The organism is Rheinheimera salexigens, assembly GCF_001752395.1.
GTDB lineage: Bacteria > Pseudomonadota > Gammaproteobacteria > Enterobacterales > Alteromonadaceae > Alishewanella > Alishewanella salexigens.
Window position 1 is genome coordinate 142,402 of record NZ_MKEK01000001.1, and the last position, 24,306, is coordinate 166,707.

Annotated in this window: 18 protein-coding genes; 11 read left to right on the plus strand and 7 right to left on the minus strand. The window is 43.9% G+C overall.

Going from position 1 to position 24,306, the window contains the following annotated elements; translation table 11 throughout:
* The first annotated feature begins 173 nt into the window (after nt 1-173).
* Together BI198_RS00735 and msrA are read left to right on the plus strand one after the other, a co-directional pair.
* Nucleotides 174-2,411, plus strand: a complete 2,238-nt coding sequence (locus BI198_RS00735) for a TonB-dependent receptor (RefSeq protein ID WP_070047819.1) — start codon at nt 174-176, stop codon at nt 2,409-2,411.
* A gap of 378 nt (nt 2,412-2,789) precedes the next feature.
* Nucleotides 2,790-4,103 (plus strand): peptide-methionine (S)-S-oxide reductase MsrA, encoded by a 1,314-nt coding sequence (gene msrA, locus BI198_RS00740; RefSeq protein WP_070047820.1) that lies wholly within the window; start codon nt 2,790-2,792, stop codon nt 4,101-4,103.
* A 65-nt stretch (nt 4,104-4,168) separates the two neighbouring features.
* On the opposite strand, the gene BI198_RS00745 is transcribed toward msrA, so the two are convergent.
* Genes BI198_RS00745 through BI198_RS16440 form a run of 3 tightly spaced genes read right to left on the minus strand, consistent with a single transcriptional unit; the run spans nt 4,169 to nt 8,156 of the window.
* A complete protein-coding gene (locus BI198_RS00745; RefSeq protein WP_070047821.1) occupies nt 4,169-5,506 on the minus strand; it encodes a mechanosensitive ion channel family protein in 1,338 nt (445 codons plus the stop codon).
* Between the two features lie 24 nt (nt 5,507-5,530).
* Nucleotides 5,531-7,468: a phosphoenolpyruvate carboxylase gene (gene ppc / locus BI198_RS00750; RefSeq protein ID WP_394331521.1), complete on the minus strand. Its 1,938-nt coding sequence runs from the start codon at nt 7,466-7,468 to the stop codon at nt 5,531-5,533.
* Between the two features lie 16 nt (nt 7,469-7,484).
* Entirely contained in the window at nt 7,485-8,156 is a 672-nt protein-coding gene (locus BI198_RS16440; RefSeq protein ID WP_235605188.1) for a phosphoenolpyruvate carboxylase, read from the minus strand.
* 203 nt (nt 8,157-8,359) lie between these two features.
* On the opposite strand from BI198_RS16440, the gene BI198_RS00755 reads away from it, so the two are divergent.
* Together BI198_RS00755 and BI198_RS00760 are read left to right on the plus strand one after the other, a co-directional pair.
* The gene (locus tag BI198_RS00755; RefSeq protein ID WP_070047822.1) at nt 8,360-9,001 is read left to right on the plus strand and encodes a hypothetical protein; all 642 of its coding nucleotides are present in this window, start codon (nt 8,360-8,362) and stop codon (nt 8,999-9,001) included.
* 56 nt (nt 9,002-9,057) lie between these two features.
* A complete protein-coding gene (locus BI198_RS00760) occupies nt 9,058-10,029 on the plus strand; it encodes a surface lipoprotein assembly modifier (protein WP_070047823.1) in 972 nt (323 codons plus the stop codon).
* Nucleotides 10,030-10,037: 8 nt separating this feature from the next.
* Here BI198_RS00760 and BI198_RS00765 read toward each other — a convergent pair whose 3' ends face one another.
* Nucleotides 10,038-11,459, minus strand: coding sequence for a S8 family serine peptidase (locus BI198_RS00765; RefSeq protein ID WP_070047824.1), 1,422 nt, complete (start codon nt 11,457-11,459; stop codon nt 10,038-10,040).
* Nucleotides 11,460-11,586: 127 nt separating this feature from the next.
* Between BI198_RS00765 and BI198_RS00770 the strand changes: the two genes are divergently transcribed.
* The 3 genes from BI198_RS00770 to BI198_RS00780 are packed head-to-tail and all read left to right on the plus strand — an operon-like array spanning nt 11,587 to nt 13,344.
* Nucleotides 11,587-12,072 carry an RNA polymerase sigma factor gene (locus tag BI198_RS00770; RefSeq protein ID WP_070047825.1) on the plus strand — a complete coding sequence of 162 codons (486 nt, stop codon included), beginning with the start codon at nt 11,587-11,589 and terminating at the stop codon, nt 12,070-12,072.
* The gene (locus BI198_RS00775) at nt 12,069-12,818 is read left to right on the plus strand and encodes an anti-sigma factor family protein (RefSeq protein WP_201243374.1); all 750 of its coding nucleotides are present in this window, start codon (nt 12,069-12,071) and stop codon (nt 12,816-12,818) included. Before BI198_RS00770 ends, BI198_RS00775 begins: the two co-directional genes overlap by 4 nt.
* Before the next feature lie 19 nt (nt 12,819-12,837).
* A complete protein-coding gene (locus tag BI198_RS00780) occupies nt 12,838-13,344 on the plus strand; it encodes a CC0125/CC1285 family lipoprotein (protein WP_083256523.1) in 507 nt (168 codons plus the stop codon).
* A gap of 87 nt (nt 13,345-13,431) precedes the next feature.
* Here BI198_RS00780 and BI198_RS00785 read toward each other — a convergent pair whose 3' ends face one another.
* The gene (locus BI198_RS00785) at nt 13,432-15,945 is read right to left on the minus strand and encodes a TonB-dependent receptor plug domain-containing protein (protein WP_201243375.1); all 2,514 of its coding nucleotides are present in this window, start codon (nt 15,943-15,945) and stop codon (nt 13,432-13,434) included.
* A 372-nt stretch (nt 15,946-16,317) separates the two neighbouring features.
* Here BI198_RS00785 and BI198_RS00790 point away from each other — a divergent pair, with 372 nt between their 5' ends.
* Nucleotides 16,318-17,070, plus strand: a complete 753-nt coding sequence (locus tag BI198_RS00790) for a LytR/AlgR family response regulator transcription factor (protein WP_070047826.1) — start codon at nt 16,318-16,320, stop codon at nt 17,068-17,070.
* A gap of 77 nt (nt 17,071-17,147) precedes the next feature.
* Nucleotides 17,148-17,843 carry a VC0807 family protein gene (locus BI198_RS00795; RefSeq protein ID WP_070047827.1) on the plus strand — a complete coding sequence of 232 codons (696 nt, stop codon included), beginning with the start codon at nt 17,148-17,150 and terminating at the stop codon, nt 17,841-17,843.
* On the opposite strand, the gene BI198_RS00800 is transcribed toward BI198_RS00795, so the two are convergent.
* Both BI198_RS00800 and BI198_RS00805 read right to left on the minus strand, forming a co-directional pair.
* Complete coding sequence (locus BI198_RS00800) at nt 17,830-18,666, minus strand: ion transporter (RefSeq protein WP_070047828.1); 837 nt, start codon at nt 18,664-18,666, stop codon at nt 17,830-17,832. The genes BI198_RS00795 and BI198_RS00800 overlap by 14 nt on opposite strands.
* An 82-nt stretch (nt 18,667-18,748) precedes the next feature.
* The gene (locus BI198_RS00805) at nt 18,749-19,921 is read right to left on the minus strand and encodes a cystathionine beta-lyase (RefSeq protein WP_070047829.1); all 1,173 of its coding nucleotides are present in this window, start codon (nt 19,919-19,921) and stop codon (nt 18,749-18,751) included.
* 262 nt (nt 19,922-20,183) lie between these two features.
* Here BI198_RS00805 and BI198_RS00810 point away from each other — a divergent pair, with 262 nt between their 5' ends.
* Entirely contained in the window at nt 20,184-22,583 is a 2,400-nt protein-coding gene (locus BI198_RS00810) for a TonB-dependent receptor plug domain-containing protein (protein ID WP_070047830.1), read from the plus strand.
* 241 nt (nt 22,584-22,824) lie between these two features.
* Nucleotides 22,825-24,306: a 4-hydroxy-3-polyprenylbenzoate decarboxylase gene (ubiD, locus tag BI198_RS00815; protein ID WP_070047831.1), complete on the plus strand. Its 1,482-nt coding sequence runs from the start codon at nt 22,825-22,827 to the stop codon at nt 24,304-24,306.

Below are 24,306 nucleotides of genomic sequence, written 5' to 3' on the forward strand. Positions count from 1 at the left end.
TACCTGATATTTAGGCTTTTTTGCTGCTAATAGCAGCGAGTGTAAGATTTTTTGCCTAAAAAGTGCTATATTTAGCCAGCTTTATGCAATAGAAAAGCTGTGGTCACTCCAGTAATATTTTTATTACATTTAGCACTCACTCAAACCTCACTATCAATAAAAGGTTCACCTTAATGACACCATTTACAAAGTCGGTTCTGGCTACTGCTATCCACGCCAGCCTGTTTACTGCTGCTATTGGTCTTTCTTCTGTTGCAAACGCACAGGAAAGTGACAAAGCCCAAGCTAGCCAAGAATTAGAAACCATCACAGTTACCGCCCAAAAGCGGACCCAAAGTATTCAGGAAGTGCCGATTTCTATCGCCACCTTATCGGGTGAAAAGTTTGATAGTATTTTTTCGTCTGGCGACGATATCACCGCCTTAGCGATTAAAGTACCTGGGCTTTATGCTGAAACCTCAAACGGCCGTGCCGCCCCGCGTTTTTATATTCGTGGTTTAGGTAATACCGATTTCGACTTAGCGTCATCACAACCGGTGTCGATTGTTATGGACGAAGTGGTGATGGAAAACGTAATTTTAAAAAGTTTTCCGTTATTTGACGTTCAGCAAGTCGAAGTGATCCGCGGCCCACAAGGTACTTTATTCGGTCGTAATACCACTGCCGGTATTATAAAGTTTGATAGTGTTAAACCAACCCAAGATTTTGATGCTTATGCCAAAACAACCGTTGGTACTATGGGCATGTTTCATGTTGAAGGTGCCGTAGCCGGTGGCCTTACTGACGAACTATCTGCTCGAGTATCCCTGTTATCTCAGCATCGTAGTAACTGGATTGATAATAGTTTTACGGCTGAAAACGATGTAATGGGTGGCTATGATGAGCGCGCTGGCCGGTTACAGTTTTTATATGAAGCGAATGATTTTAATGCTTTATTAAATGTACACTCGCGCAATTATGACGGCACATCGAGCATGTTCCGTAAAAATATATTAACCCCAGGCAGTAATAATTTAAACGAAAACTACGATCGTGATACGGTTGCCTATGATGCACCTGGTTATAATAGACAGAATTATGATGCCTGGGGCGCGTCGTTAAAATTTGATTTTATGCTAGACGGTATGACTTTCACCAGCATCTCAGCACTTGAGCGCGCTGACGGTGGTGGTATTGGTGATATTGACGGTGGTAACCCAAGTGAAGCCGGCCCTGCTAATCCTGACTCAGCCGTGACCACTGATCAATTAAAAGACTTAAAGCAAATCACCCAAGAAATACGTTTAGCTAGTGACACAGATGGTCCTTTAGGTTGGCAAGTCGGTGCGTTTTACTTTGATTCTACCTTTGGCGTTAGCAGTATTGATGGCTTCTTTGGTACGACCGATGTATTCCACGGCAATACCAGCTGGTCTGTTTTTGGTCAAAGTTCATATAAATTAACTGACCAATTAGATGTTACTGCCGGTGTTCGTTATACCGACGATGAAAAAACATTTTATGTTGGCGATCAAAACGTTGATAGCTTTGCTTTATTAATTGGTTTCGCCCAAATTCAAGATTATGCACCAATTAAAGTATCGGACGACAATATAAGCTGGGAATTAAGCGCTAACTATCGCTTAACCAATAAAACCAGTTTATTTGCTCGTGTTGCAGACGGTTTCCGCGCCCAATCTATTCAAGGTCGTGACGTTGCCTTTGAAGCCCCACCATCAGTGGCTAAATCTGAAACGATTATGTCTTATGAGTTTGGTGCTAAATCTGACTTACTCGACAATACATTACGTTTAAATGGTGCGGTATTTTACTATGTAATCGACGATATTCAGTTATCTGCCGTCGGTGGAGAAACTCAAGGTAACCAGTTAATCAATGCCGATAAGGGTGTAGGTTACGGCTTTGAAGTCGATTTTGATTACCGCATGTTAGCCAATCTTAGTGTCGGTGGTGGCTTTAGCTACAACCATACTGAATTAAAAGATAAAAACTTAACTGTGCAACCTTGTGGTTCTGGTATGTGTACCGTGTTAGATCCGGTTAACGGTGACGGTTTAGCGTTAATTAACGGTAACCCTTTCCCACAAGCACCTGAGACCATCTTAACGTTAAACGCTCGTTATGATTTCCCAGTAGAAGGTGGTGAAGTTTATATCTACGGCGATTATCAGTTACAAGGTAAAACTAATTTATTCTTGTATGAATCTGCTGAGTTTAAATCTAACAACAATCATGAAGCTGGCTTACGTGTTGCCTATATCAACTACAACAGCAACTATGAAGTAGGTGTGTTTGGCCGTAATATTACTGACCAAGATAACTTAAAAGGTGCTATCGACTTTAGTAACTTAACCGGTTTTGTTAACGAACCACGTAGCTTTGGTGTTGATTTTAAAATTAGCTTTTACTAATCACTAAATACTCATTATTAAGTGTTAAAACTGGACTAACTAAGATGAATTATTGAGGATCGGTTTTAGCCTATACTAACCATTGCGCCCTGGACGGGCGTAAATGAGCCCCCTGGGATGGGTTTACGGCGTCTTAGTGTGGTTAAACCGAACCGTAAATACACTTAAATTTAGGTTTAAATTTTTAGTGTTGAATGAATACTATTTTGGAGCCATTCCAGTCTTAGTGTTAAACACTCGTCTTGAATCTGAGCGTTAATTTATCAGGGCCGACTATTTATGTAGACGGCCCTTTTTATTTAAATTGATCCAATCTGAAAGCAAACCGTAAAAATACCTGTCTTATTAGCTAGAGTCCGTTATCACGCAGAGGTATTAATGAAACTGCTCAATTTATTCTTAGTCGCGGCAGCTGCTGCGTTACTAATTTTCATCACCAGTTATACCAGCCATGCTAAAACAGAGCCTGCTAAGCCAGACCTTACTCAGCTTAAAAGCCAACTACCTGCCAGTATTAAATTACAAACAGTTGTACTGGGCGCGGGTTGTTTTTGGGGCGTAGAAAAACGTTTCGAAGCCTTAAAAGGTGTAGTCAATGCCGTTGCGGGTTATGCCGATGGATCCGGTGTGGCACCAAACTATAAAGCCATTACTGCCGCTAAAAACAGATACAATCCAGATAATTTTGCTGAAGTGGTGCAAGTAACTTTTGATCCGGCAAAAATAAGTCTGGGTCGGTTGCTACAACATTACTTTGAACAACATGATCCAACCCAATTAAATCGTCAAGGTAATGACATTGGCACCCAATATCGCTCTACTATTTTAGTTAATAACGATCAGCAACTTACTGTAGCTAAACAGACTAGCGCAGAATATCAGCCACTACTTACAGCAGCCGGTTTAGGTCAAATTACCACGGTTATTAAGCCGTTAACTCAGTTTTATGCGGCAGAAGACTATCACCAAGATTATTTAGCTAAGAATCCAAATGGCTATTGCCCAGATCATGCCACTGGCGTGCGGTTTGCTAACAGCAGCCCTCACCCTGCAATCAATATCGACAACACCGATTTACAACTAGGTAAACAGATAGTTGTTATTGAATCAGATAGCTATTGTCCGTACTGTGAAAAATTCACAAAGAATGTGCTTAATAGCTATCAGGGTGATATCACCGTGCATTCTCGGCTGGCTAGCCAATTACAAGGACTTAACATTAGCTCGCCTACGTGGGCCACCCCAACCATATTATTTTTAGTCGATGGTAAAGAAGTATTTGGTCATCAAGGCTATATGAGCCCAGAGCAATTTTATCTGGCTTTAGGCCACTTTAAGTTGGGTGAATCAGAGGCATTTAATGTCGCTTTTGATGAAGGTACTGATGGTCAGTTCTGCCAGCAATATGAAATTTTTAAAAATACCCCAGACGGTGTCTTTGTTGATAAATTAAGTGGCGCAGCGCTATTTGATACCCGCGATAGATTTGATTCTGGCACCGGTTGGTTGTCTTTTACTAATAGCATAGCGGGTGCCGTAACCCAACGGCCAGATAATCGTTATGGTATGCAACGCACAGAGCTACGCTCGAAAACCTCAGGTATTCATTTAGGCCATCTCTTTAACGACGGCCCTAACGGCCAAGCGCGTTACTGTATAAATGCGACGGTATTAGACTTTATACCGCGCTAACCACGCTAAAACAGAAGCCGCCTTATAACTGGCGGCTTCTGTTTATATATAAACTATTTTAGCTTTTACTTAGTCAACAAGTTCTCTTCATCTGAATTTTTTAAATCAGCCGCTAATTGCTCTGGAATGGTATTATCTGTACTGACATCAATATCTTCAGCGGTAACGTTAGTTGCAGTGGCTGCTGCCGGTTTAGCTGCACGGTTTGACGCTATAGACGGTACTGTTTTTTCTGTTTTAGCCATAGTGGGCTGCTCTACCATATGGATACGATAAATAGGCTCTGGCATTTCAATACCCGCCTCATCGAAAGCCGTTTTCACTTGGCGGATGGCTTCGCTACGGGCTTTTAAAAAGTCAGTATGGCTTTGATCTATCCAAGCATAAAACTGCAACAATACCGTGCTATCACCTAATTCGGCAATCATGCAACGAGGTGCAGGGTCAGTTAATATACCCGGAATATTTGTTAAGGTCGCAATACCTAATTGCCGAACATTAACTAAATCTAACTCAACCGACACCCCGACTTTAAAGCCTAGCCGGCGCAATGGATTGCGCGAAAAATTAGTTAACGCAGAAGTAATAATATCGCTATTTGGAATACGCAGATGGTTACCATCATAGGTCATTAGCACCGTATCTCTTGATGTTAACCGCACTACACTACCAGTAAAATCACCAACCTGAATTTGATCACCAACCGCAAACGGATTTCGGGTACTTAATAAAACACCGGCTAAATAATTTTCGACAATATTGCGAAAGGCAAAACCTAATGCAATACCTATTACACCGGCAACACCTAGTGCTGCGCTAACCAGCGTTGTGGCATCTAACAGCTCTAACGCTATTAAAACGCCAATACCCGTTATGACTATGCGGATAAATCGCATACCTAGATTGGACGATAGCTCACTAAGGCCCAGCCGTTTTAACCATCCACTGCGTCTTGCTAACCAAGCCGCAAGCTGGTAAAAAACAATTATCACCACTATTGCTAGCAGTAATAGCGGTAACATGCGTAATGCTTTATTAAACATTTCTTGAAACTTTTCACTGGCCGGAGCTAATCGAGAGCTTACCGCCAGTTGCTCCTGCAAGTTGTTTTGTACATAAACTACACCCTCCAGCCGACTGGCTATGTGCGCAATATCTCGACTTAATTGTGCATTCTCCGCTTCACCATTAAGGCTTAATACCCCAGCGTTCACCGTAACTTCAACTTGCTCCAACCCAGAAATAGCTTGAGTTATCGCCGTTAGCCGATCGGCTATCGCTTGATCTTGCGGCACATTCAGCACAGCGATGGTTTCAGCAACAGGCTCTGCATCAACCGCATAAGTGGTCCAGCTAAGACCAATAAACAACAGCATAGCTAACCGCAAGACCAGAGTTTTCATCCACGTTCCCTTAACTTAATTCAACTAACCTGAATTACGCATGCCTGCCGCAATGCCGGCGATGGTAATCATTAACGCTTGGCTAATATCCGGTTTCACACTGTTGGGTTGATGCCGCACGCGGTGGAGTAATTCGGCTTGTAAAATATGCAGCGGATCAACATAAGTATTACGTAACATAATGGACTCACGGATCCAGCCTTCTTTTGCCATTAACGTATCGCTATGTATAAGCCGCAATAACAGCGCTCGGTCATGATCGAGCTGTTGTCTTAATTGCGTGCCTAAATATTGTAACTCTGTTGGCACTAAAATCTTATCGTAGTAAGCGGCGATATCAGTATCGGCTTTTAAAAACACCATCTCGAGCATAGACAAACGGGTGGCAAAAAATGGCCACTGTTGCTGCATTTCATCTAATACTGCTTGCTGACTCTGCTCCGCTTTAGCTAATGCTGCGCCGGCACCTAGCCACGCTGGCAACATTAATCGGTTTTGCGACCAAGCAAATATCCATGGGATAGCCCGCAAGCTTTCAACCCCTCCGGTTGGATTTCGTTTAGCGGGTCGACTGCCTAACGGCAACTGTCCTAATTCTTGCTCTGGCGTCGCAGCGCGAAAGTAAGGTACAAAGGCTTTATCTTCACGTACTACTGCGCGATACGCCTGACAAGAATCATCCGCTAACTGTTGCATAAGTTCGCGCCAGCTAGATTTAGGTACCGGTGGCGGTAGCAATAAACCTTCAAGTACAGCACTAGAATATAAGGCTAAACTACGTAGGGCTAGTTTAGGTAAACCAAATTTAAACCGGATCATTTCGCCTTGCTCGGTTACCCTTAATCCCCCCGCTAATGAGCCGGGTGGCTGAGATAAAATAGCAGCATGCGCAGGACCACCGCCACGACCAATAGTGCCACCACGACCATGGAATAAGGTCAGTTGTACTTTAGCTTGCTGACAAATAGCCACTAAGGCTTCTTGAGCTTGATATTGCGCCCATGCCGCAGCAAATACACCGGCATCTTTAGCTGAATCAGAATAACCAATCATTACTTCTTGTTTGTTATCAATATAATTTCGATAACTACCGATAGCTAACAATTGTTGCATACTATCTGGTGCATGCTCTAAATCGGCTAAGGTTTCAAATAAGGGTGCAATTGGCATAGAAAACTGCGCGCCAGCTTGTTTTAGTAATAACTGTACCGCTAACACATCGGATGGTTTTCCAGCCATAGAGATTACATAGGTACTTAACGCTTCTGGGCCATGCTCTGCAACAATAGCGCAGGTATCTAGCACTTGTTGCACATCTGCGCTGGGCTGCCATTCTTTACCAAATAAAGGCCGACGACTGCTTAACTCAGATAATAAAAACTGTTGTTTTTGGGCTTCATCCCAACTTGCGTAATCACCTAACTCTAAATATTGGGTTAACTCGCTAAACACATCAGCATGGCGCTGGGCATCTTGGCGAATATCCAGTTTTAGTAAACTTAAACCAAAGGCATAAGCACGACGAAGGGTATCGAGTAACTTACTGTTGGCTATTACTGTCATCCCACATTCTTGTAACGAGTGGTAACAAAGTAATAAGGGTTCAAGTAGCTGCTTATTATGCCAAATCAAATCGGCCGGAACTGGGCTGGGTTGTTGATTAATGGCTTGTGTTAACCATTGCCGAGTACTTAATAACTGCAGCCTTAACTTATTTAATACCGCACGATAAGGCTCGTCACTCTGTGTTACTGCTTTTAAAGCAGCGTTTGCCTCTGACATTGATAATTCGCTGCTTAACACATCTAAATCTTTGGCAAATAAATCGGCCGCTTTCCATCGGCTTAACAATAACACTTGCTGGGTTACCTCAGCCGTTACGAACGGATTACCGTCGCGATCGCCGCCCATCCAAGAAGTAAACCTAATTGGCGTAGCATCGACTGCTATGCCCTGACCAATAGCCGCGACTAACTTGCTATCTAACTGGCGTAAAAAATTCGGGAATGGCTTGCCACAGCGAAGTTTCTATTACCGCAAACCCAGATTTTGCTTCATCTACCGGTGTTGGTCGTTGCTGCCGAATCTCATTGGTGTGCCATGCTTGGCTTATTAATTCAAACAAGCGCTGCTGAATAACTTGCTGTTGTTCAGCGCTATGTTGTTGCTCTAGTTGTTCTAAACAGCCGGCTATTTCAGACAGTTTATGAATTAGCGTCCGCCGTGACACTTCAGTGGGATGGGCGGTTAATACTAGCTCTATAGATAAATTTTCAACCGCCGCAATAACGTGTTCAGTCGATACTTGCTGTTGTTGCAACTTTTCCAGTAGTTCATCTATCGGCTGCGGCTTTTCGATGGTGTTTTGGCCAGCTTGACTAATGGTATGATGCTGTTCAGCAAGGTTTGCTAAATTTAAAAACTGGGCAAAGGCGCGGGCTACGGGTAACAACTCATCGTCACTTAGCGAGGTCAGCACTTGCTTTAATTGCTCAGCTTGCTGCTCATTGCCTTGGCGCGCTGCTTTAGATAATAGACGGATCTGCTCAACGCGCTGCAACACGGCATCACCTAATTGGTTGCGGATGGTGTCGCCTAATTTAGTGCCGAGTAAACTGACATTCGCTTTTAATGCTGCATATTGTGCCATCTATAATACCTCTATTATGGTCTGCTACTTCACCCTAGTCGGTAATTTACCGCGACTCAATACACGCAATGAATAAACCGCAAAATAAAGCCATTTAATAACAGCCAAATAAAATATTTTTATGTTTTTTTATATTTAATGGAATAAAACTTCAAGCTGACGCGTTATCGCTATGTCAATCACGACATTTAAAGGAAACGATAATGAAAACATTAATGACCCCTAGCCTGATCGCAATTGCTTGTTTTTCTGCTTTATCAGTTGCTGCCGACGTTTCTGTGTCGGCGCAAAGTAACAGTAACACTGATGTAAAAATGCACAATAGCCAGCTTTCTGCGCAGCACAACAGTACTGTTTCAACCAATCAGCAAACGTCTAACGCGAATGGCTCTGTCGCTAAACCCGCGGCACCAGCAGCAACATCATCCTCAACACCTACAGAACAACCAGCTGCCGATAGCTCAAGTCAAAATATAGCACAGCAAACTAGTGCTACCGGTGCGGCCTTAGCAACGAACTTAAGTTCTCAGCTCGCCGCCAGCACGGACACCACCTTGGCAACCGTTGCTAGCTTAAATAATACGGTTACAGCAACCGAGCAGCAATTAACCTCGGCTATTAATAGCGATACCTTAATAGCCGCTGGAACCAGTGTTGCCTCACAAGTAAATGCCAATTTATCGGCTAACGCAGCGGCGGCAGTGCAACAGCAAGTACTCAGTAATGCCAGCCAACTTGTACAGCAGAATACCAGTGCAGAAGTGGCGCAGAATGTTAGCCAAGCTGTCAGTGCTGAAGTGTCTAACACTGTTCGTAATACCCTTAAGTTATCTACCGGTTTATAAGTCAAACTTGCGCGCCGCATACCTTCGGCGCGCTTTTCTAGTGCAGGAGCAATATTATGGCCCTATTAACCCGCGCCACTACCATAGCGGCAACACTATGTTTATTATTCAGTTTACCTAGCCACAGCTCCGAGAGTTTGCAACTTAGTGCTAAAGCGCGTGCCGGCATCGCCCAGCAATCAAACGTTAATATCAGTGAGTTGGAACAAGCCAGTGGCCGTAGCGATAGCGCGGTGTTACTTGAAGCAGAGGTAGATGCAACTTGGCAAGCCAGCACAGCGCTACAATTTACTAGCGGTTATAGTGTGCAAGATACCCAATATCAACACAGTGCTGACTTTAATACTCGGTTACATTTAGGTTATTTGGATGCCAGCTACCAATTGGGTGATAGCCGCATAGGGGCTAACGTTTATTATGCGTTAGCAGAATTAGATAGCAGCCGCTTTTTAACCTTGCAGCAAGCAAGCCTATATAGCATGCATGGCCTTACACCAAGCTGGTATATTCGCCCCGCCCTAACGGCAGGTAAAAAACAGTTTAGCCAGTTTAGTCAACGTGATGCAGATACTTTGAATGTTAGCGCTGATTCGTTTTGGTTTTTTGCCAACGGCCAGCGCTTTATTGCCTTTGGTCTGACTTATCATGACGAAGATAGTCTAGACAATGCTTTTAGCTATACTGCCCCTGGGGTTAAATTAAAACTGTCTAGCAGCTACACGCTGTGGCATTTAGATCAGCAGCTACAGTTTTCTGTTAAAGTCAGTCAGCGTGACTATGCCAATGTTGCTGATAATACTGTTACTAATACTGACAGTGATGGTTTTTCTAACTTGAATAAAAAGCCTAACACAACCAGTCCTAGTCGCACCGATACCCATACCCAGTTAGCGGCTAACTGGCAGCTGGCTATAAACTCACATTTCGCTGTTATCACTGCAATTGAACATGGTGACTTTAGCTCCAGCTTAGATAGTGCTGATTACCGCGACACCCGCAGTTCAGTATCATTACAACTGAGCTTTTAACCTAGCTTTTAATGCTGCTTTAACGGAGCCGCTATCAGGCCATTACCAAACTGACTATCATGCCCAGGCTCGCCTAAATCCCGAGCCTGTGCGGTTAGGCGCTGCCGAATTTGTGCCAGCGATAAGGTTGGCTCGGCCGCACGTAAGCAAGCAACCGCTGCACTTAGCACCGGAGCTGCCATCGAAGTACCGCTTTGCACAGCAACCGTACCATTGGCGCTTAATGTCGGCACTTGCACGCCAAACGCGGCATAATCTATATATTCGCCTTGATTAGCCCAACGGTATAACTGCTGCCACTTATCCAGCGCCGTTACGGCTAACACGTCTTGGTAAGCGGCAGGATATAATGGCGCAGCTACAGGGCCCCCATTGCCCGCTGCTGCTACCAAAATCACGTCTGTTTTAACTAATTGCGCTATTACTGCGGCTAAAACAGGGTTATCTGGCCCGGTTAAACTCATATTAATCACCTTGACCTGTTGGCTTACTAGCCAATTTAGGCCTTGTAAAATATGGGCTAAGGTAGCTGATTGTTGATATTGATTAGCCGGATAAAAAGCACTAGCGCTATACAGGGTTAGTTGCGGCAATAATGGTTTAATATCAGCGTGTTGCGCTGCTAGCAAACCAGCGACAGCCGTACCATGACCATAGGTTTGATTAAGCGTTTGCGGTAAAAAATTTTGCTGCACTATTTTAAGCCGCTGTGACTGCTGCACCAAAGCCGGATGGTCTAAGGCAACAGCGGTATCCACCATGCCCAATCTTACCGGCAGGGTACACATCGCTGCACTGTTTACTAATTCCGTACTTTTAACTAACTCCGCACTGGTTGCTAACGCCTCACTGGTTACTAACGCCGCACTGGCGTCAGTATTAACCGCTGCTTGCGGCTGATAAATATGATTACGACCAGCATAGCTGGCCAAAGTGGCATCAAATTGCTGGCTCAGCTGAAGCGATGAATCTAATTCTGCAGGGACTTTTAGTTTCACCAGCAGCATGCCAAGTGCCGTTAGCTCCGATTTTGCTTGCTGGTAACGCACTAGTTCTGGCCAACGTTGCACTAAGCCTTGCCACTCGGACTCGGTTAGCAATAGTAACCATTCGCGCTCAACTGCGCGAAAGCCCTGCTCAACCTCAACCACTGTCCACAGCGACTGCCCTTGCTGATCAACAATTGCTAATACTTGCGGTAAAGCTGTCAGGGGGTCGGCTAAGGTTGCTTTTTCTGCTAGTTGTTTTACTAACTGTTGCTGCGCCAGTTGTTGTTGCGCTACTTGCTGCAACTGGCTAGTTCTTTGCTGCAACTGTTGCTCAACTTGGCTCGGTATCTGTTGTAATAACGGCTCGGCTAACGAGATCTGGCTAAAGCCAACAGTTGGCATTAACAATAATGTTAAGCAACAAACGGCGAGTATTTTCATCATATTCCCTGTAAATTAAACCTGCAGTTACTACATTAAACGGCTAGCAGCGAAAAAAATTCCCTTCTCAATGGAATAAACTACATAGCTGAGCCGTTATCAGGGTAAATAGGAGTATAAGCTAAACATGAAAACTGACCTAAAGCTACTGCTGCCCGCCTTACGCCGCTTTGCCTATTCGCTTACCGGCACTATGGCAGATGCAGATGATTTACTACAAAATACCGTACTACGATTATTAAATGCCCCGGCACCTGAAGGTGTTCCCTTGGCACAATGGGCATTTAAAATATGCCGTAACTTATGGATAGATGACTATCGGGCGCAAAAAGTACGTCGTCAAGCCACCCAACATGTCGACCTGCAACAACAAAACTTTAGCGATGGTGAGCAAGATATGCTCAATGATATCCAGCTAGGTGAAGTGAATACGGCGATGAATCAGCTACCTGATGAGCAACGTGAAGTGTTGTCCTTGGTTGCCGTACAAGGTTTAAGTTACGCCGAGGCGGCAAGCATTTTAGCTATCCCTGCCGGAACCATTATGAGTCGACTTGCTAGAGCTCGCACAGCCATGGTGAGCGCCTTACAACAACATAGGAGTCCAGCATGAAAGCTAGCATGATAATAAGTGACGAAATGCTGTCTGGCTTTTTAGATGCCGCGTTAAGTGATGCCGATATGCAACGGGTTCGGCAGCAACTAGTAGAGAATGAACAATTAGCTGAACGCCTAGCCGACTTAGCCTTAGTAGACAGCATAGTGCAACAACATTACGATAAAATTAATCAACAACCTATGCCTGAAGCTGTGCTTAATTTACTGCTAGAGCAGCCAGCAACTACAGAAGCAACGACAACAGAAAGCGCAGAAATAATTCAATTTCCGTGGTGGCGTAAAGTCCAGCAACATTTGCAACATCATGCTGCTGCCGTAGCCTGTATAGCGCTCTTTGCTGGTTATGGCCTGTCCCAGTTAGGCTCTGAATCTGAGTCCATAACTACCGCTTTGAATAGCCAGATTATTCAGGTATTAAATAGTGCGCGCAGCGGCCAAGCTTATACGTTAAATGCTAATGACAGTGTGACTCCGCGCTTAAGCTTTATCAGCCAACAAGGCAGCTTTTGTCGCCAGTATGGCGTACAAAGCATAAGCGAGCAAAGCGAAAATATTGCCTGTAAAGAACAAGGTCAATGGCAGCTAAAAGCCAGCCTAAGCCAACCGGGCAAGCAAAATAGTGGCTTATACCAAACAGCTAGCGGACCTAGCGCTTTGGATCCTATTTTAGACCAGCTAATGGCCGGCCCAGCGTTATCGGCAGCTGCTGAACAACAACAGTTAACTGAACATAAAAACTAAGATTAATCAGGAGAACAGTATGAATAATTTATCTATGCGTGGCTTATTATCAGTAATACTCATCGTGGTTTTAGCTGCTTGTAGCAGCCAACCGGTGTATCGGGAAGCAACGGCTAATGGTTATGGTTATGCAGAGCAGCAAATTAGTAATAATTATTATCGGGTTAGCTTTAAAGCCCGCGGCGATAACAGTGGTGAAGCTAAAGCCTATGCCATGCGCCGCGCCGCAGAACTAACCGCTAAGCAAGGTTATGATTGGTTTGTTATTGTTGATAAAGAAACCGTTACTGAGCGTGACAATGCGCCTGCTAATCATGCCAGTGTAGGCTACCAACAGGGCACGCAACGTTCAATGCGTGATTGTTCTTTGTTAGGTTGTAATAGCCGTACTGTCAGTCAGCCACATTATGAAATGGGTATTAATACCACGACTGGTCGAGAGCAAGTTGAAGCGGTGCTAGAAATTCGCATGGGTAAAGGCGTGGCCAGCGATAACGCCACCACCTATCCTGCCAAATATGAATAAGTGATTCAACGCTAACCCAGTAATCCCTACTGTTGAGATACCAAACAAAAAGCCCGCCAATTGGCGGGCTTTTTACTAAGCCTTAGCTTAGAATTTGTAGCTTACGCCACCGTAGATTTGGCGACCAATAGTGTCAAACACTTGTGGTACAGTACCGCCGTCACTGCCGTTAGCCACATATGAAGGCTCTTCGTCTGTAAAGTTCTTCACACCTAAAGTTAGGTTTAAGCCATCAGTGATAAAGTAGTTAGCAGCAATGTTGTGATACAACACGCTATCCACTTTGGCATCACCTGCTAAGTAATCAGTTTCACCAATATAGCGGTTGAAATAAGTGATATTCCAATCGCCTTGACCGGCTTGTAGGCTGAAGTTGTTACGTACTTTAGCATAACCACCGAAGTTACCATCAGTGGTGTTGGTGTAATCGATTCCGTCTTGTTCAAACTTCAATAAGTAGGTTAAGTCGTTATTGATATTCCACGTTAAGCCGATGGCGTCAAAGCGATACGCTAAGTTGAAATCGACACCGCTAGTATGCTGTTTACCCACGTTAGTTAACGGGTTAGTGAAGCTAGATAAATCACCGGCTGCGGTAATTTGAAATTGTTCACAAACAACAGTATTACCAGCAAAACAACCATCTAAACCGGCTTGGGCATCTAAACGTGTAATCGCATTTGAAACGTTAAATTTCCAGTAATCAATTGTCATTGACATGCCATCAATGGCAGCTGGAGAATAAACAAAACCGGCCGTAAATGATTCAGACTCTTCAGGCTGTAAGTTGTTGTCAGAGCTGTAGTTAACTAGGATTTGTGGATCTTGCTCATTTCCCCATGGATCATCAAGGTAATCATAAGAACCAGTGTTACCACCGAATAACTCGCTGACGTTTGGTGCACGGAAACCCGTTGCAGCTACTGCACGTAACATAATTTCGTCAGTTGCTGTGTAAGTTAAACCCATTTTCCAGGTGCTGGCGTTACCAAAAGTAGAGTAATCGTCAAAACGTAAGGCAAATTCACCAGTAAGTTTTTCAGTAAACGGAACGCTTACTTCTTGGTAGAAAGAGATAACTTCATAGTTACCATCGGTAGGATCTTGCTGGGCTGATGTGCCTTCACCAGCGACAACAATTGGGTCTGGGTTAAAGAAGCCGCTATCACGACGATATTCAGCACCAATAGCAAAACCAACTGCACCCGCGCTTAAATCAAATAAATCACCGTTTAAGCCAGCTGATACAATATGTTGCTCATTACCACCACCTTCTTGCTGCAGATAACCGACATCAGTAATAATGGCTTTAGTTAGCTTGTCACCGCTAAACCAGGCATCTTGGTTGGCATACACTGAATTAGCCATTTTCACGGCATTAATAGAGTTCGCCACACTGTTATTAGCTTTGTTTTTGCCAAAAGTATAAGCGATATCCCAATTTAAACCGGTGCTAACATCTAAGCTACCAGCTAAAGCAGTAGATAAACGTAAGGTATCGGTATCCTGTTCATAAACACGGGCACCGACATCATTCATGCGACGACGGTAGTTAACCCGGCCAGTCTCATCTACGGCTATACCACCTGCAATCATGGCTGGCGTTAAGGTGATGCATTTAGCTGGATCGATATTAGCTTCACCACATACACCTAACATAATATTACCTGGTTGCGGCGCTAACTGCTGATCAGATTTACGCTTGGTATAGATGGCATCTGCCGTTAATACTAAATCGCTACCTAATTCTTCGGTCATATTAGCAAATAAGCTGTAACGCTTACTTGGGGTTTGATACCAGCTATCTTTAGTATAATCATAGCCACTGCTGCGGCCAACCCACTCACCTTGCGCATTTTGAACTTTACCACCTAAAGTACCGGTTGGAATAAATGAGCTACTACCTGTCTCTGTCCAATCACGGTCTGATTGCACTACACCTTCACGATTAGATAGTGCGGCACCAAAGGTATAGTTACCTGTTTTTGTACTAAAACCATATAAAGCACTTAGCTCAGCCGTTTCGCCGTCACCTTTATCTGTGCCACTGCCGTTTAAATCAATTTGTACACCTTCAAAGTCTTTCTTGGTAATAATATTGACTACGCCAGCAATAGCGTCAGAGCCATATACCGCTGATGCACCATCTTTTAAGATTTCAACGCGGGCAATCATCGCTACTGGGATTGAGTTTAAATCAACTGCACTATCGGCACCTGAACCCGAGTTGACCATACGACGGCCATTTAATAAAACTAGCGTACGTGATGCGCCCATACCGCGTAAATCAACTTGCGCAACACCGTCAGAACCATTATTTGTGGTTGAACCTACCGCTGCGCCAGCCATTGAAGTTTGCGCTTGTAATAACTGATCGACAGAGTTGTAACCTTCCATACGAATGGCTTTAGCATCGATCACGGTTACAGGAGAAGAGGTTTCCATATCTTGGCGCTGAATACGTGAACCGGTAACGGCAATACGTTCAACTTTAATAGCAGCTGCATCTTCAGCTTGAGCAACTGAACTGAATCCGATAGCGCTAAGTGGCGCGGCTAACAAAGCTATCCGCACAGCTGTATTTATTGAAGATTTTTGCATTATTATTCCCCTAGACATCATCATTTAAGATGGTCATCGTTATGATTGCTGGATTTTACGGCGCTGACGCTAATCTGCTTAAAATGCTAACGCCAGCACTAATCCGCCAAGACGGCGTAAGCAGTGACTAATAGGGGGAAATTAGCCACTAAGGTGGTTAGCGCATCTTATGCTTATTGAACGGCCACTGCTGGGTCATTGTTTAGTAATTATTTGTAATTTAATGCCTAACAATACCGCTTTAAATCAGTTAAACGCTTCTGCCATAACGCGGGCTCTGCTAAACTACGCGCCCTCAAATACTGTTGGTACGGCTCAATAACAATCATTGATGCACGCCTTAAGCCCGGTAATTGCTTACAGAGATTACAAATGAAACTAAGCTGTTTAATAGTGGACGACGAACCTTTAGCCAGGGCTGGCATAAGACACCTTCTGACCCAACAAGGGCAATTTAATATTGCTGCAGAAGCCGATAACGGTAACGACGCATTACGATTAGCCGAGCTACATAACCCAGACATTATTTTTCTCGACATTGAAATGCCGGGACTAAATGGTATTAATGTGTTTAAAAGCTTAACCTCTAAACCGGAAGTTATTTTCTGTACTGCTTATGCAGACTATGCAGTTAATGCCTTTGAGCTTAGTGCTACCGACTATTTACTCAAACCTTTTACCACTGAGCGTTTTCAACAAGCGTTATTTAAAGCTTATGGCAAAATTATGGATAAGCTAACTAACGCAACCGCGGCTATTGATCAGGTTGCAGCTAACGTTAATTTTATTCAGCGCTTAACTATTCGCGAGCCCGGTCGGTTGCGTATTGTGGATGTTAACGATATTAGCTGGATTGAAAGTGCCGGTAATTACATTGAGATCCATACTCAACCGCAACAAAAAAGTTATTTAATGCGCGAGACCATGGCCAATATTGAACAGAAGTTAGACCCAGCTGTATTTGCCCGTATTCATCGTTCATCAATCGTCAGAAAAAGTGACATTATCGAGTTACGACCGGGTGATAAAGGGGATGCCGATGTTATTTTAAAGTCGGGGCAACAATTAGTGATGTCGCGCCGCCATCGCCATGCATTGGCCGAGTTTATGGGCCAATTAAACTAATTCGCTTTTAGCACTGGCTTATCCTGCAGCATAAGCTGGTACAATAGTTGGCATAATTCTCTTGGTTAGATCTAAATATGACTGAAACACGCAGCAAAAAGAAATCCGGTTTTTTTAGTAATATGCTATTTAACATCATCGCGCCAGCGCTGATATTAAGTAAGTTAAGCACTGAAGATAGCCTAGGCCCCGTTTGGGCTGTGGTCGTCGCGCTGGCTTTTCCATTAGTTTATGGTGGCTGGGAATTATTAAAATCGGGCAAGGTAAATTTTTTCTCGATACTGGGTATCATTAGCGTGTTGCTTACTGGCGGTATTAGTTTATTACAACTTGACCCAGCTTATATTGCGATTAAAGAAGCGATGATCCCAGCATTAATAGGTGTCGCAGTACTCATTAGCCAATATACCCGTTATCCGCTGGTAAAAACGTTATTAATAAACCCAGAAATACTCGATATCGAGAAATTGAACAGCGCCTTAGCTCAAAGCGGGAAAACTGCGGAATTTGCCAGGACGACTCAACGCGCAGGCTTTATTGTTGCCGCCACCTTTTTTATGTCGGCCGCATTAAATTACATCTTAGCTAAAGCTATAGTGGTCAGCTTACCCGGTACCACTGCTTACGCAGAAGAACTAGGCCGTATGACTTGGCTTAGCTACCCGGTAATAGCCTTACCCAGTATGGTGATGTTAATGGCGGCCATAATTTATATTTTCCGCCAAGTTGGCCGTTTAACCGGCCAGTCTTTAGAAGAATTTATTCTGAATTAGGCTTTTTTAGCTCGGTACGCAATTCAGTTAACTCTTGCTGCAACAGCTGCATCTGCAACAATAGCTGCTGTTGCGTAGCAACGTCAGCGTCATGCTCAGCTTTATGCTCTTCATCGTGCATGCTTTGTACTGCGTTAACTATCACCGCAATAAATAGGTTTAACATAGTGAAGGTAGCAATAAGAATAAAGGGCACAAAGAACAGCCAAGCATAAGGGAATTGCTCCATCACCGGCCGGGCAATTCCCATCGACCAGCTCTCCAGCGTCATCACCTGAAACAAGGTGTACAAGGAAGCGCCCAAGCCGCCAAACCATTCGGGAAAAGCCTCGCCGAATAATTTAGTCACCATCACTGCTGCCACGTAATACACTAAGCTCAGCACCATGGCAATTGACAGCATACCGTTTAGTGACTGTACCAAGGCACCAACAATTTTTTTCATTGACGGTACAAAGGTCAACACCCGTAATACCCGCAACACCCGCAGAGCACGCAGTACCGCAAACGGTCCGCTAGCGGGTAGCAGTGCAATCGTCACCACAATAAAATCAAACACACTCCAAGCATCTTTAAAAAAGTTTAGCCGGTACACATACAGCCGTATCGCGATTTCCAGTACAAACACGGTTAAAATAGCTTTATCTAGCACTTGGATGACAGGACCCGCGACGGCCATCAACCCTGGCATTGTTTCTAGCCCTAAAGAGACAGAATTAATTAAAATTAGCGCCAATAAAATGCGTTGGACTAGGGGGGCCTCAATAAAACATTTTAAGCGCTGACCCAACGTGGGTGCGACTAATACAGACTCACTGCTCATACGACTACCTTTGACCAAGCGGACTAAATAAACGGCCGTTATTGTATGTCAGCGGTAGTCAGCGTCAATCACTGTTTTTGCATCAAGCAACAGAGTTATAACGAACAAAAGCCTGCGCCAAATCGGCAATCAGATCATCGACATGCTCTAAACCAATGTGTAAGCGTAATAAGGGCCCTTGCTGTGGCCAAGTTGTGGCTGTTCGCTGGCTTTGCAGCTGCATAGTGGCGGTAATTAAACTTTCATAACCGCCCCATGAAAAACCCATTTTAAAATGTTGCATGCCTTCAACAAACGCAGCAATTTGCTTTTGATTACCTTGCTTTAATGCAAACGAAAATAAACCATTACTGCCGCTAAAATCGCGCTTAAAAATGGCATGCCCCGGGTGACTAGGCAATGCAGGGTGATATATTTGCGCCACCTCTGGCCGCTGCAATAGCCAATCAACCACAGCTAATGCGCTTTTTTCATGCTGCTGCAAACGCACGCCTAAGGTACGTAACCCCCTTAAGGCGGTATAGGCATCATCAGCAGAGGCACAATAACCCAGTAAATAACTATGATCTCTAAGCTGTGGCCAATGTTGCTCGTTAGCTGTCGCCGTACCGAGCATTATATCGGAATGGCCTACTATGTATTTTGTCGCCGCTTGAATTGACACATCTACGCCCAGCGCAAAAGGCTGACATAAAATAGGAGAGGCCCAAGTATTATCTAAAATGGTAACAATATTATGTTGTTTAGCAACCGCACAAATGGCCGGAATATCTTGTACTTCAAACGTTAATGAACCTGGCGACTCGAGAAATATCACTCGGGTATTCGGTTTAATTAAGTCGGCAATATTAGCGCCAATTAGTGGATCATAATATTCAGTATCAATGCCTAATGATTTAAGTACTTTGTCACATAAAGCTCGGGTGGGTTCATACACACTATCAACCATTAAAACATGATCACCTGCCGTTAAAAAAGCCAATAATGCCCCACTGACGGCCGCGGATCCGCATGGGTAAAGCGCACAACCCGCACCGCCCTCTAGCTCACACATCGCCGCTTGTAACGCGAAATGAGTATCAGTGCCTCGGCGACCATAAAATGGCACTCTATCTCCAGCATGTGCTGCGGCATGTTTAAGTTCAGCAAAGGTATCAAATACGATAGTCGATGCCCGCACTAGTGGCGGATTTACCGCATAACCGGTATAGGCTTTATCTCGGCCAGCATGAATTAATTGGGTTGGTTTTTTCATTTTATTATTTCTTTATTCTGTGTTTTTTTCATTCGCCATTAGCCATTAGTCTAATCCATCTAGACGTCTTCTGAATTAAGTGCTAGTAATATAGCTGAACAGACGAATATTTGTGCATTAATTTATGTATAGCATGAAACTGGCATATTTTGCTTATAACTGCTAGTTATAACTTTTTGCTATAGATTAAATCAATTGCATATAATTAAGGCATATCAAAGTATTGTATAGTTTATGCTGAATTTACTTAAAGGACTGAATAATGAACCATAAAGCTTCTTACTTAGCGTCTAGTGTAAGTTTAGCCATCGCGCTAACCGCCCCTACCGCCTTCGCTCAGCAGACTAATGAAGCTGACGTGGAAAAAATTTCGGTGATTGGTAGCCGCTTATCTGTGCGCTCTGCAACAGAAAGCACCGCACCGGTAGACATTATTGGCAGTGCCGAGCTACAAGCAACCGGGATGACAGAAACCGCGCGCGCACTGCAGTTTTTAGTGCCCAGCTTTAACTTCCCTACCTCGTCAATAACTGACGGTAGTGACGCGGTACGGCCAGCCAGCTTACGCGGCCTATCACCAGATCACACTTTAGTCTTAATTAACGGTAAGCGCCGACATGGCTCTGCATTAGTCCATTTAAATGGCACTATGGGCCGGGGCAGCTCTAACGTTGATTTAAATGCCATCCCCATGAGTGCGATTAAACGCATTGAAATACTGCGTGATGGTGCAGCCGCTCAGTATGGCTCTGATGCCATAGCGGGCGTGATTAATTTAGTTTTAAACGATAATGTTTCCGGTGGTCAAATTAGCCTGAATGGCGGCCAAACTTTCGATGGTGACGGCGAGCAATATAAAATTAGCAGCAGTCAAGGTATTCGCATTGGCCAAGATGGCTTTGTTAATATTAGTGCAGAATATCATCACAAAAATAAAACCAATCGCGCCGGCTTAGATCCAAGACAGCAATACGCCGATATTGATGGCCAGCCCGATCCGCGTGAAGCTACAGCAAATCGTTTAAATCACAGTGTCGGCGATGCCTCTTTTGAAAACTTAGCGGTTATGGTTAATGCCGGTTATCAATTAGCAGACGGCGAGATCTATGCCTTTGCAGATCTATCGCAACGTAAAACTAAATCAGGTGCTTTTTTCCGCCGACCATTAGATGCTCGCAACGTGCCAGAAATTTATCCGGATGGCTTTTTACCCGAAATTGCGCCTGAAACCAATGATCATGCCATCACTTTAGGTTATAAATTCGAACTAGCAGATTGGCAATTAGATTTATCGGCCAATACTGGCGCCAGTCGCTATCAGTACTATGTTAATAACTCTCTAAATGCTTCACTTGGCCCAACCAGCCCTACTAGCGCGAATGCTGGTGGTATGAGAAACAATGAGCAAAATCTTAATCTAGATGCTAGTAAGCTGTTTGCCTTTGTTAATGAGTCTGACTTAGTGTTGTCTGGTGGTATTGCCTACCGTAAAAACAATTATAAAATTTTCCAAGGCGATGAAGTCTCCTATGCTAATTATGGCTATCAAGGTAAATCGGGTGGAATGCAAGGCTTTGGTGGTTTTACTCCAGAATCAACAGTAGACGAATCTCGCAATAACGTCGGCGTGTATGTTGAAGTTGAAAACCAACTAACAGAACAATTTAATTGGGCAGCAGCAGTACGCCAAGAGCGTTATTCTGATTTTGGTAGCAATACCAGTTGGAAGCTAGCAGGTCGTTATGCATTAACGCCGGAATGGGCGGTTCGTAGCACTATTAACAGTGGCTTTAGAGCGCCAAGCGTACAGCAGTTATATTTCTCTAACTTGTCTACGTTGTTTGTTGCCGATGCCGATACCGGTATATTAAGCCCTGTAGAATCAGGCACTTTTAATAACACTTCGCCAGTGGTTAAAGCATTAGGCCAAGGTGAGCTAAAACCTGAAGAGTCGCAAAGTGTTAGTTTAGGTGTGACCTATCAAGGCGATAATGGTGTGACCTTTACCTTAGATAGTTATCGCATTGATATTGATGATCGGATTATTTTAACCGGCAGTGTTAGCCGCTCTAACCCAGTAATCGACGCTTTACTTGGCGATAACGCGGCGCAATCAGTACGCTTTTTCACTAACGCAGTAGATAGCCGTACCCAAGGTGTCGAAGCCGTAGTGGCCTATCAATTGCCACTAACTGAATATGGTGATGTGAAGTTAAGTTTTTCGGCCCAATATAATGATACCGAAATTAAGCAGATTAAAGTGCCCGCGTTATTAGGTGGTTTAGAACAAGCGCTATTTGATGATGTTGAGAAAACTCGCTTAACTAGCGCCAACCCTAAAAATAGTTTTAGCGCCGGCATTACCCACAGTTATGGTGACTTTACCACTAACCTACGGATTAACCGCTTTGGTGCTTATACCCTAGGTTATGCCACCGGTAATTATGAATACAGTGCCAAAACCGTCGCGGATGTATCTGTTAACTATGCCTTTAATAAGCAATTAGACTTTACCGTTGGTGTAAACAACTTATTTGACACTTATCCAGATGAGCAGCCAGCAGTAAATCAGTTTAATGGTATTTTTAAGTATCCCAATACTAACGCACCTTTTGGTTTTAATGGCGGTTACTACTTTGCAGAAGCGCGTTATTCATTTTAATTAATTGAATAATACATGTAAGCCTCAGCTTAGTTAATCAGCAGCACTACTTTGCTGCTACCAGCAAACAGCTTTATCTGAGCCCTGCGGCAAAAGATAAAGCTGTTTTTTTATATTTAGCTGCGGCTAGTATATCCCAAGGCTTAAACTAGCAAGCTAGAGACAGAGCTGTATAATAGCGGGTTATCTAAGAGCTTAATTCGCTCAGGCTTGAATGTCGGGCCTGGATGTCGGAATTGTTATGAAATATAAAGATTTACGTGATTTTATTGCCCAATTAGAAAAGCGCGGCGAATTAGTTCGAGTGACTGCTGAAGTTGATCCGGTATTAGAAATGACCGAAATAGCCGATCGTACTTTGCGTGCTGGTGGTCCCGCCATTTTATTTGAAAATCCAAAAGGCTACAGCACTCCAGTATTAGCCAACTTATTTGGTACCACCCATCGGGTTGCTTTAGGTATGGGCCAAGAAGATGTCTCGGCTTTGCGTGAAGTGGGCAAATTGCTGGCCTTTTTAAAAGAGCCCGAGCCACCAAAAGGCTTAAAAGACGCATTTAGTAAACTGCCGCTATTTAAGCAAGTGCTTAATATGTCGCCAAAACAAGTTAAAAAAGCACCTTGCCAAGACGTTATCTTAACCGGTGACCAAGTTGATTTAACCAAACTGCCTATTATGACTTGCTGGCCAGGTGATGTAGCACCGTTAATTACTTGGGGCTTAACTGTTACCAAAGGCCCACATAAAGAACGGCAGAATTTAGGTATTTACCGCCAGCAGTTACTGGGTAAAAACAAATTAATAATGCGCTGGTTATCGCATCGTGGTGGTGCGCTCGATTTTTACGAATTCAAAAAAGCCAATCCAGGACAAAACTATCCGGTTTCGGTGGCACTAGGTGCAGACCCTGCCACGATTTTAGGGGCGGTAACGCCAGTGCCCGATAACCTTTCTGAATATGGCTTTGCTGGCTTATTACGTGGTGATAACACGGAAGTGGTTAAATGTATTAGTAACGACTTACAAGTGCCTGCCAGTGCTGAATATATTTTAGAGGGTTATATTGACCCGACAGAAATGGCACCAGAAGGCCCTTATGGCGATCATACTGGTTATTATAACGAAGTAGATGACTTCCCTGTATTTACCGTTACCCATATTACCCAGCGTAAAGATCCGATTTATCACAGTACTTATACCGGACGGCCGCCAGATGAACCGGCTATTTTAGGTGTGGCACTAAACGAAGTATTTGTGCCTATTTTACAAAAACAATTTCCAGAAATAACTGACTTTTACTTGCCACCTGAGGGCTGCTCGTATCGGTTAGCCGTAGTAACCATGAAGAAGCAATATCCTGGGCATGCGAAACGAGTAATGATGGGCGTATGGTCTTACTTACGTCAATTTATGTATACCAAGTTTGTGATTGTTTGTGATGACGATATTAACGCCCGTGATTGGCAAGATGTTATTTGGGCCATTACCACCCGGATGGATCCTGCCCGCGATACCACGCTAGTAGAAAATACCCCGATTGATTATTTAGATTTTGCATCACCGGTATCGGGCTTAGGCTCTAAAATGGGTATGGATGCTACCAATAAATGGCCGGGTGAAACCGATCGGGAATGGGGTGAGCCTATTGTTATGGATCCGGCGGTCAAACAGCGTATTGATGATATTTGGTCTACGCTAGGCATTACGCTACCACCACAACCGTAA

Bases quoted from the DNA above. Each gene is read 5' to 3' on its own strand.
- BI198_RS16440 (WP_235605188.1), bottom strand. From the start codon at position 8,156: ATGGCACAATATGCAGCATTAAAAGCGAATGTCAGTTTACTCGGCACT.
- BI198_RS00785 (WP_201243375.1), bottom strand. From the start codon at position 15,945: ATGCAAAAATCTTCAATAAATACAGCTGTGCGGATAGCTTTGTTAGCC.
- BI198_RS00760 (WP_070047823.1), top strand. From the start codon at position 9,058: ATGGCCCTATTAACCCGCGCCACTACCATAGCGGCAACACTATGTTTA.
- BI198_RS00805 (WP_070047829.1), bottom strand. From the start codon at position 19,921: ATGAAAAAACCAACCCAATTAATTCATGCTGGCCGAGATAAAGCCTAT.
- BI198_RS00770 (WP_070047825.1), top strand. From the start codon at position 11,587: ATGAAAACTGACCTAAAGCTACTGCTGCCCGCCTTACGCCGCTTTGCC.
- BI198_RS00775 (WP_201243374.1), top strand. From the start codon at position 12,069: ATGAAAGCTAGCATGATAATAAGTGACGAAATGCTGTCTGGCTTTTTA.
- BI198_RS00755 (WP_070047822.1), top strand. From the start codon at position 8,360: ATGAAAACATTAATGACCCCTAGCCTGATCGCAATTGCTTGTTTTTCT.
- BI198_RS00765 (WP_070047824.1), bottom strand. From the start codon at position 11,459: ATGAAAATACTCGCCGTTTGTTGCTTAACATTATTGTTAATGCCAACT.
- BI198_RS00735 (WP_070047819.1), top strand. From the start codon at position 174: ATGACACCATTTACAAAGTCGGTTCTGGCTACTGCTATCCACGCCAGC.
- msrA (WP_070047820.1), top strand. From the start codon at position 2,790: ATGAAACTGCTCAATTTATTCTTAGTCGCGGCAGCTGCTGCGTTACTA.
- BI198_RS00795 (WP_070047827.1), top strand. From the start codon at position 17,148: ATGACTGAAACACGCAGCAAAAAGAAATCCGGTTTTTTTAGTAATATG.
- ubiD (WP_070047831.1), top strand. From the start codon at position 22,825: ATGAAATATAAAGATTTACGTGATTTTATTGCCCAATTAGAAAAGCGC.
- BI198_RS00745 (WP_070047821.1), bottom strand. From the start codon at position 5,506: ATGAAAACTCTGGTCTTGCGGTTAGCTATGCTGTTGTTTATTGGTCTT.
- BI198_RS00800 (WP_070047828.1), bottom strand. From the start codon at position 18,666: ATGAGCAGTGAGTCTGTATTAGTCGCACCCACGTTGGGTCAGCGCTTA.
- BI198_RS00780 (WP_083256523.1), top strand. From the start codon at position 12,838: ATGAATAATTTATCTATGCGTGGCTTATTATCAGTAATACTCATCGTG.
- BI198_RS00810 (WP_070047830.1), top strand. From the start codon at position 20,184: ATGAACCATAAAGCTTCTTACTTAGCGTCTAGTGTAAGTTTAGCCATC.
- BI198_RS00790 (WP_070047826.1), top strand. From the start codon at position 16,318: ATGAAACTAAGCTGTTTAATAGTGGACGACGAACCTTTAGCCAGGGCT.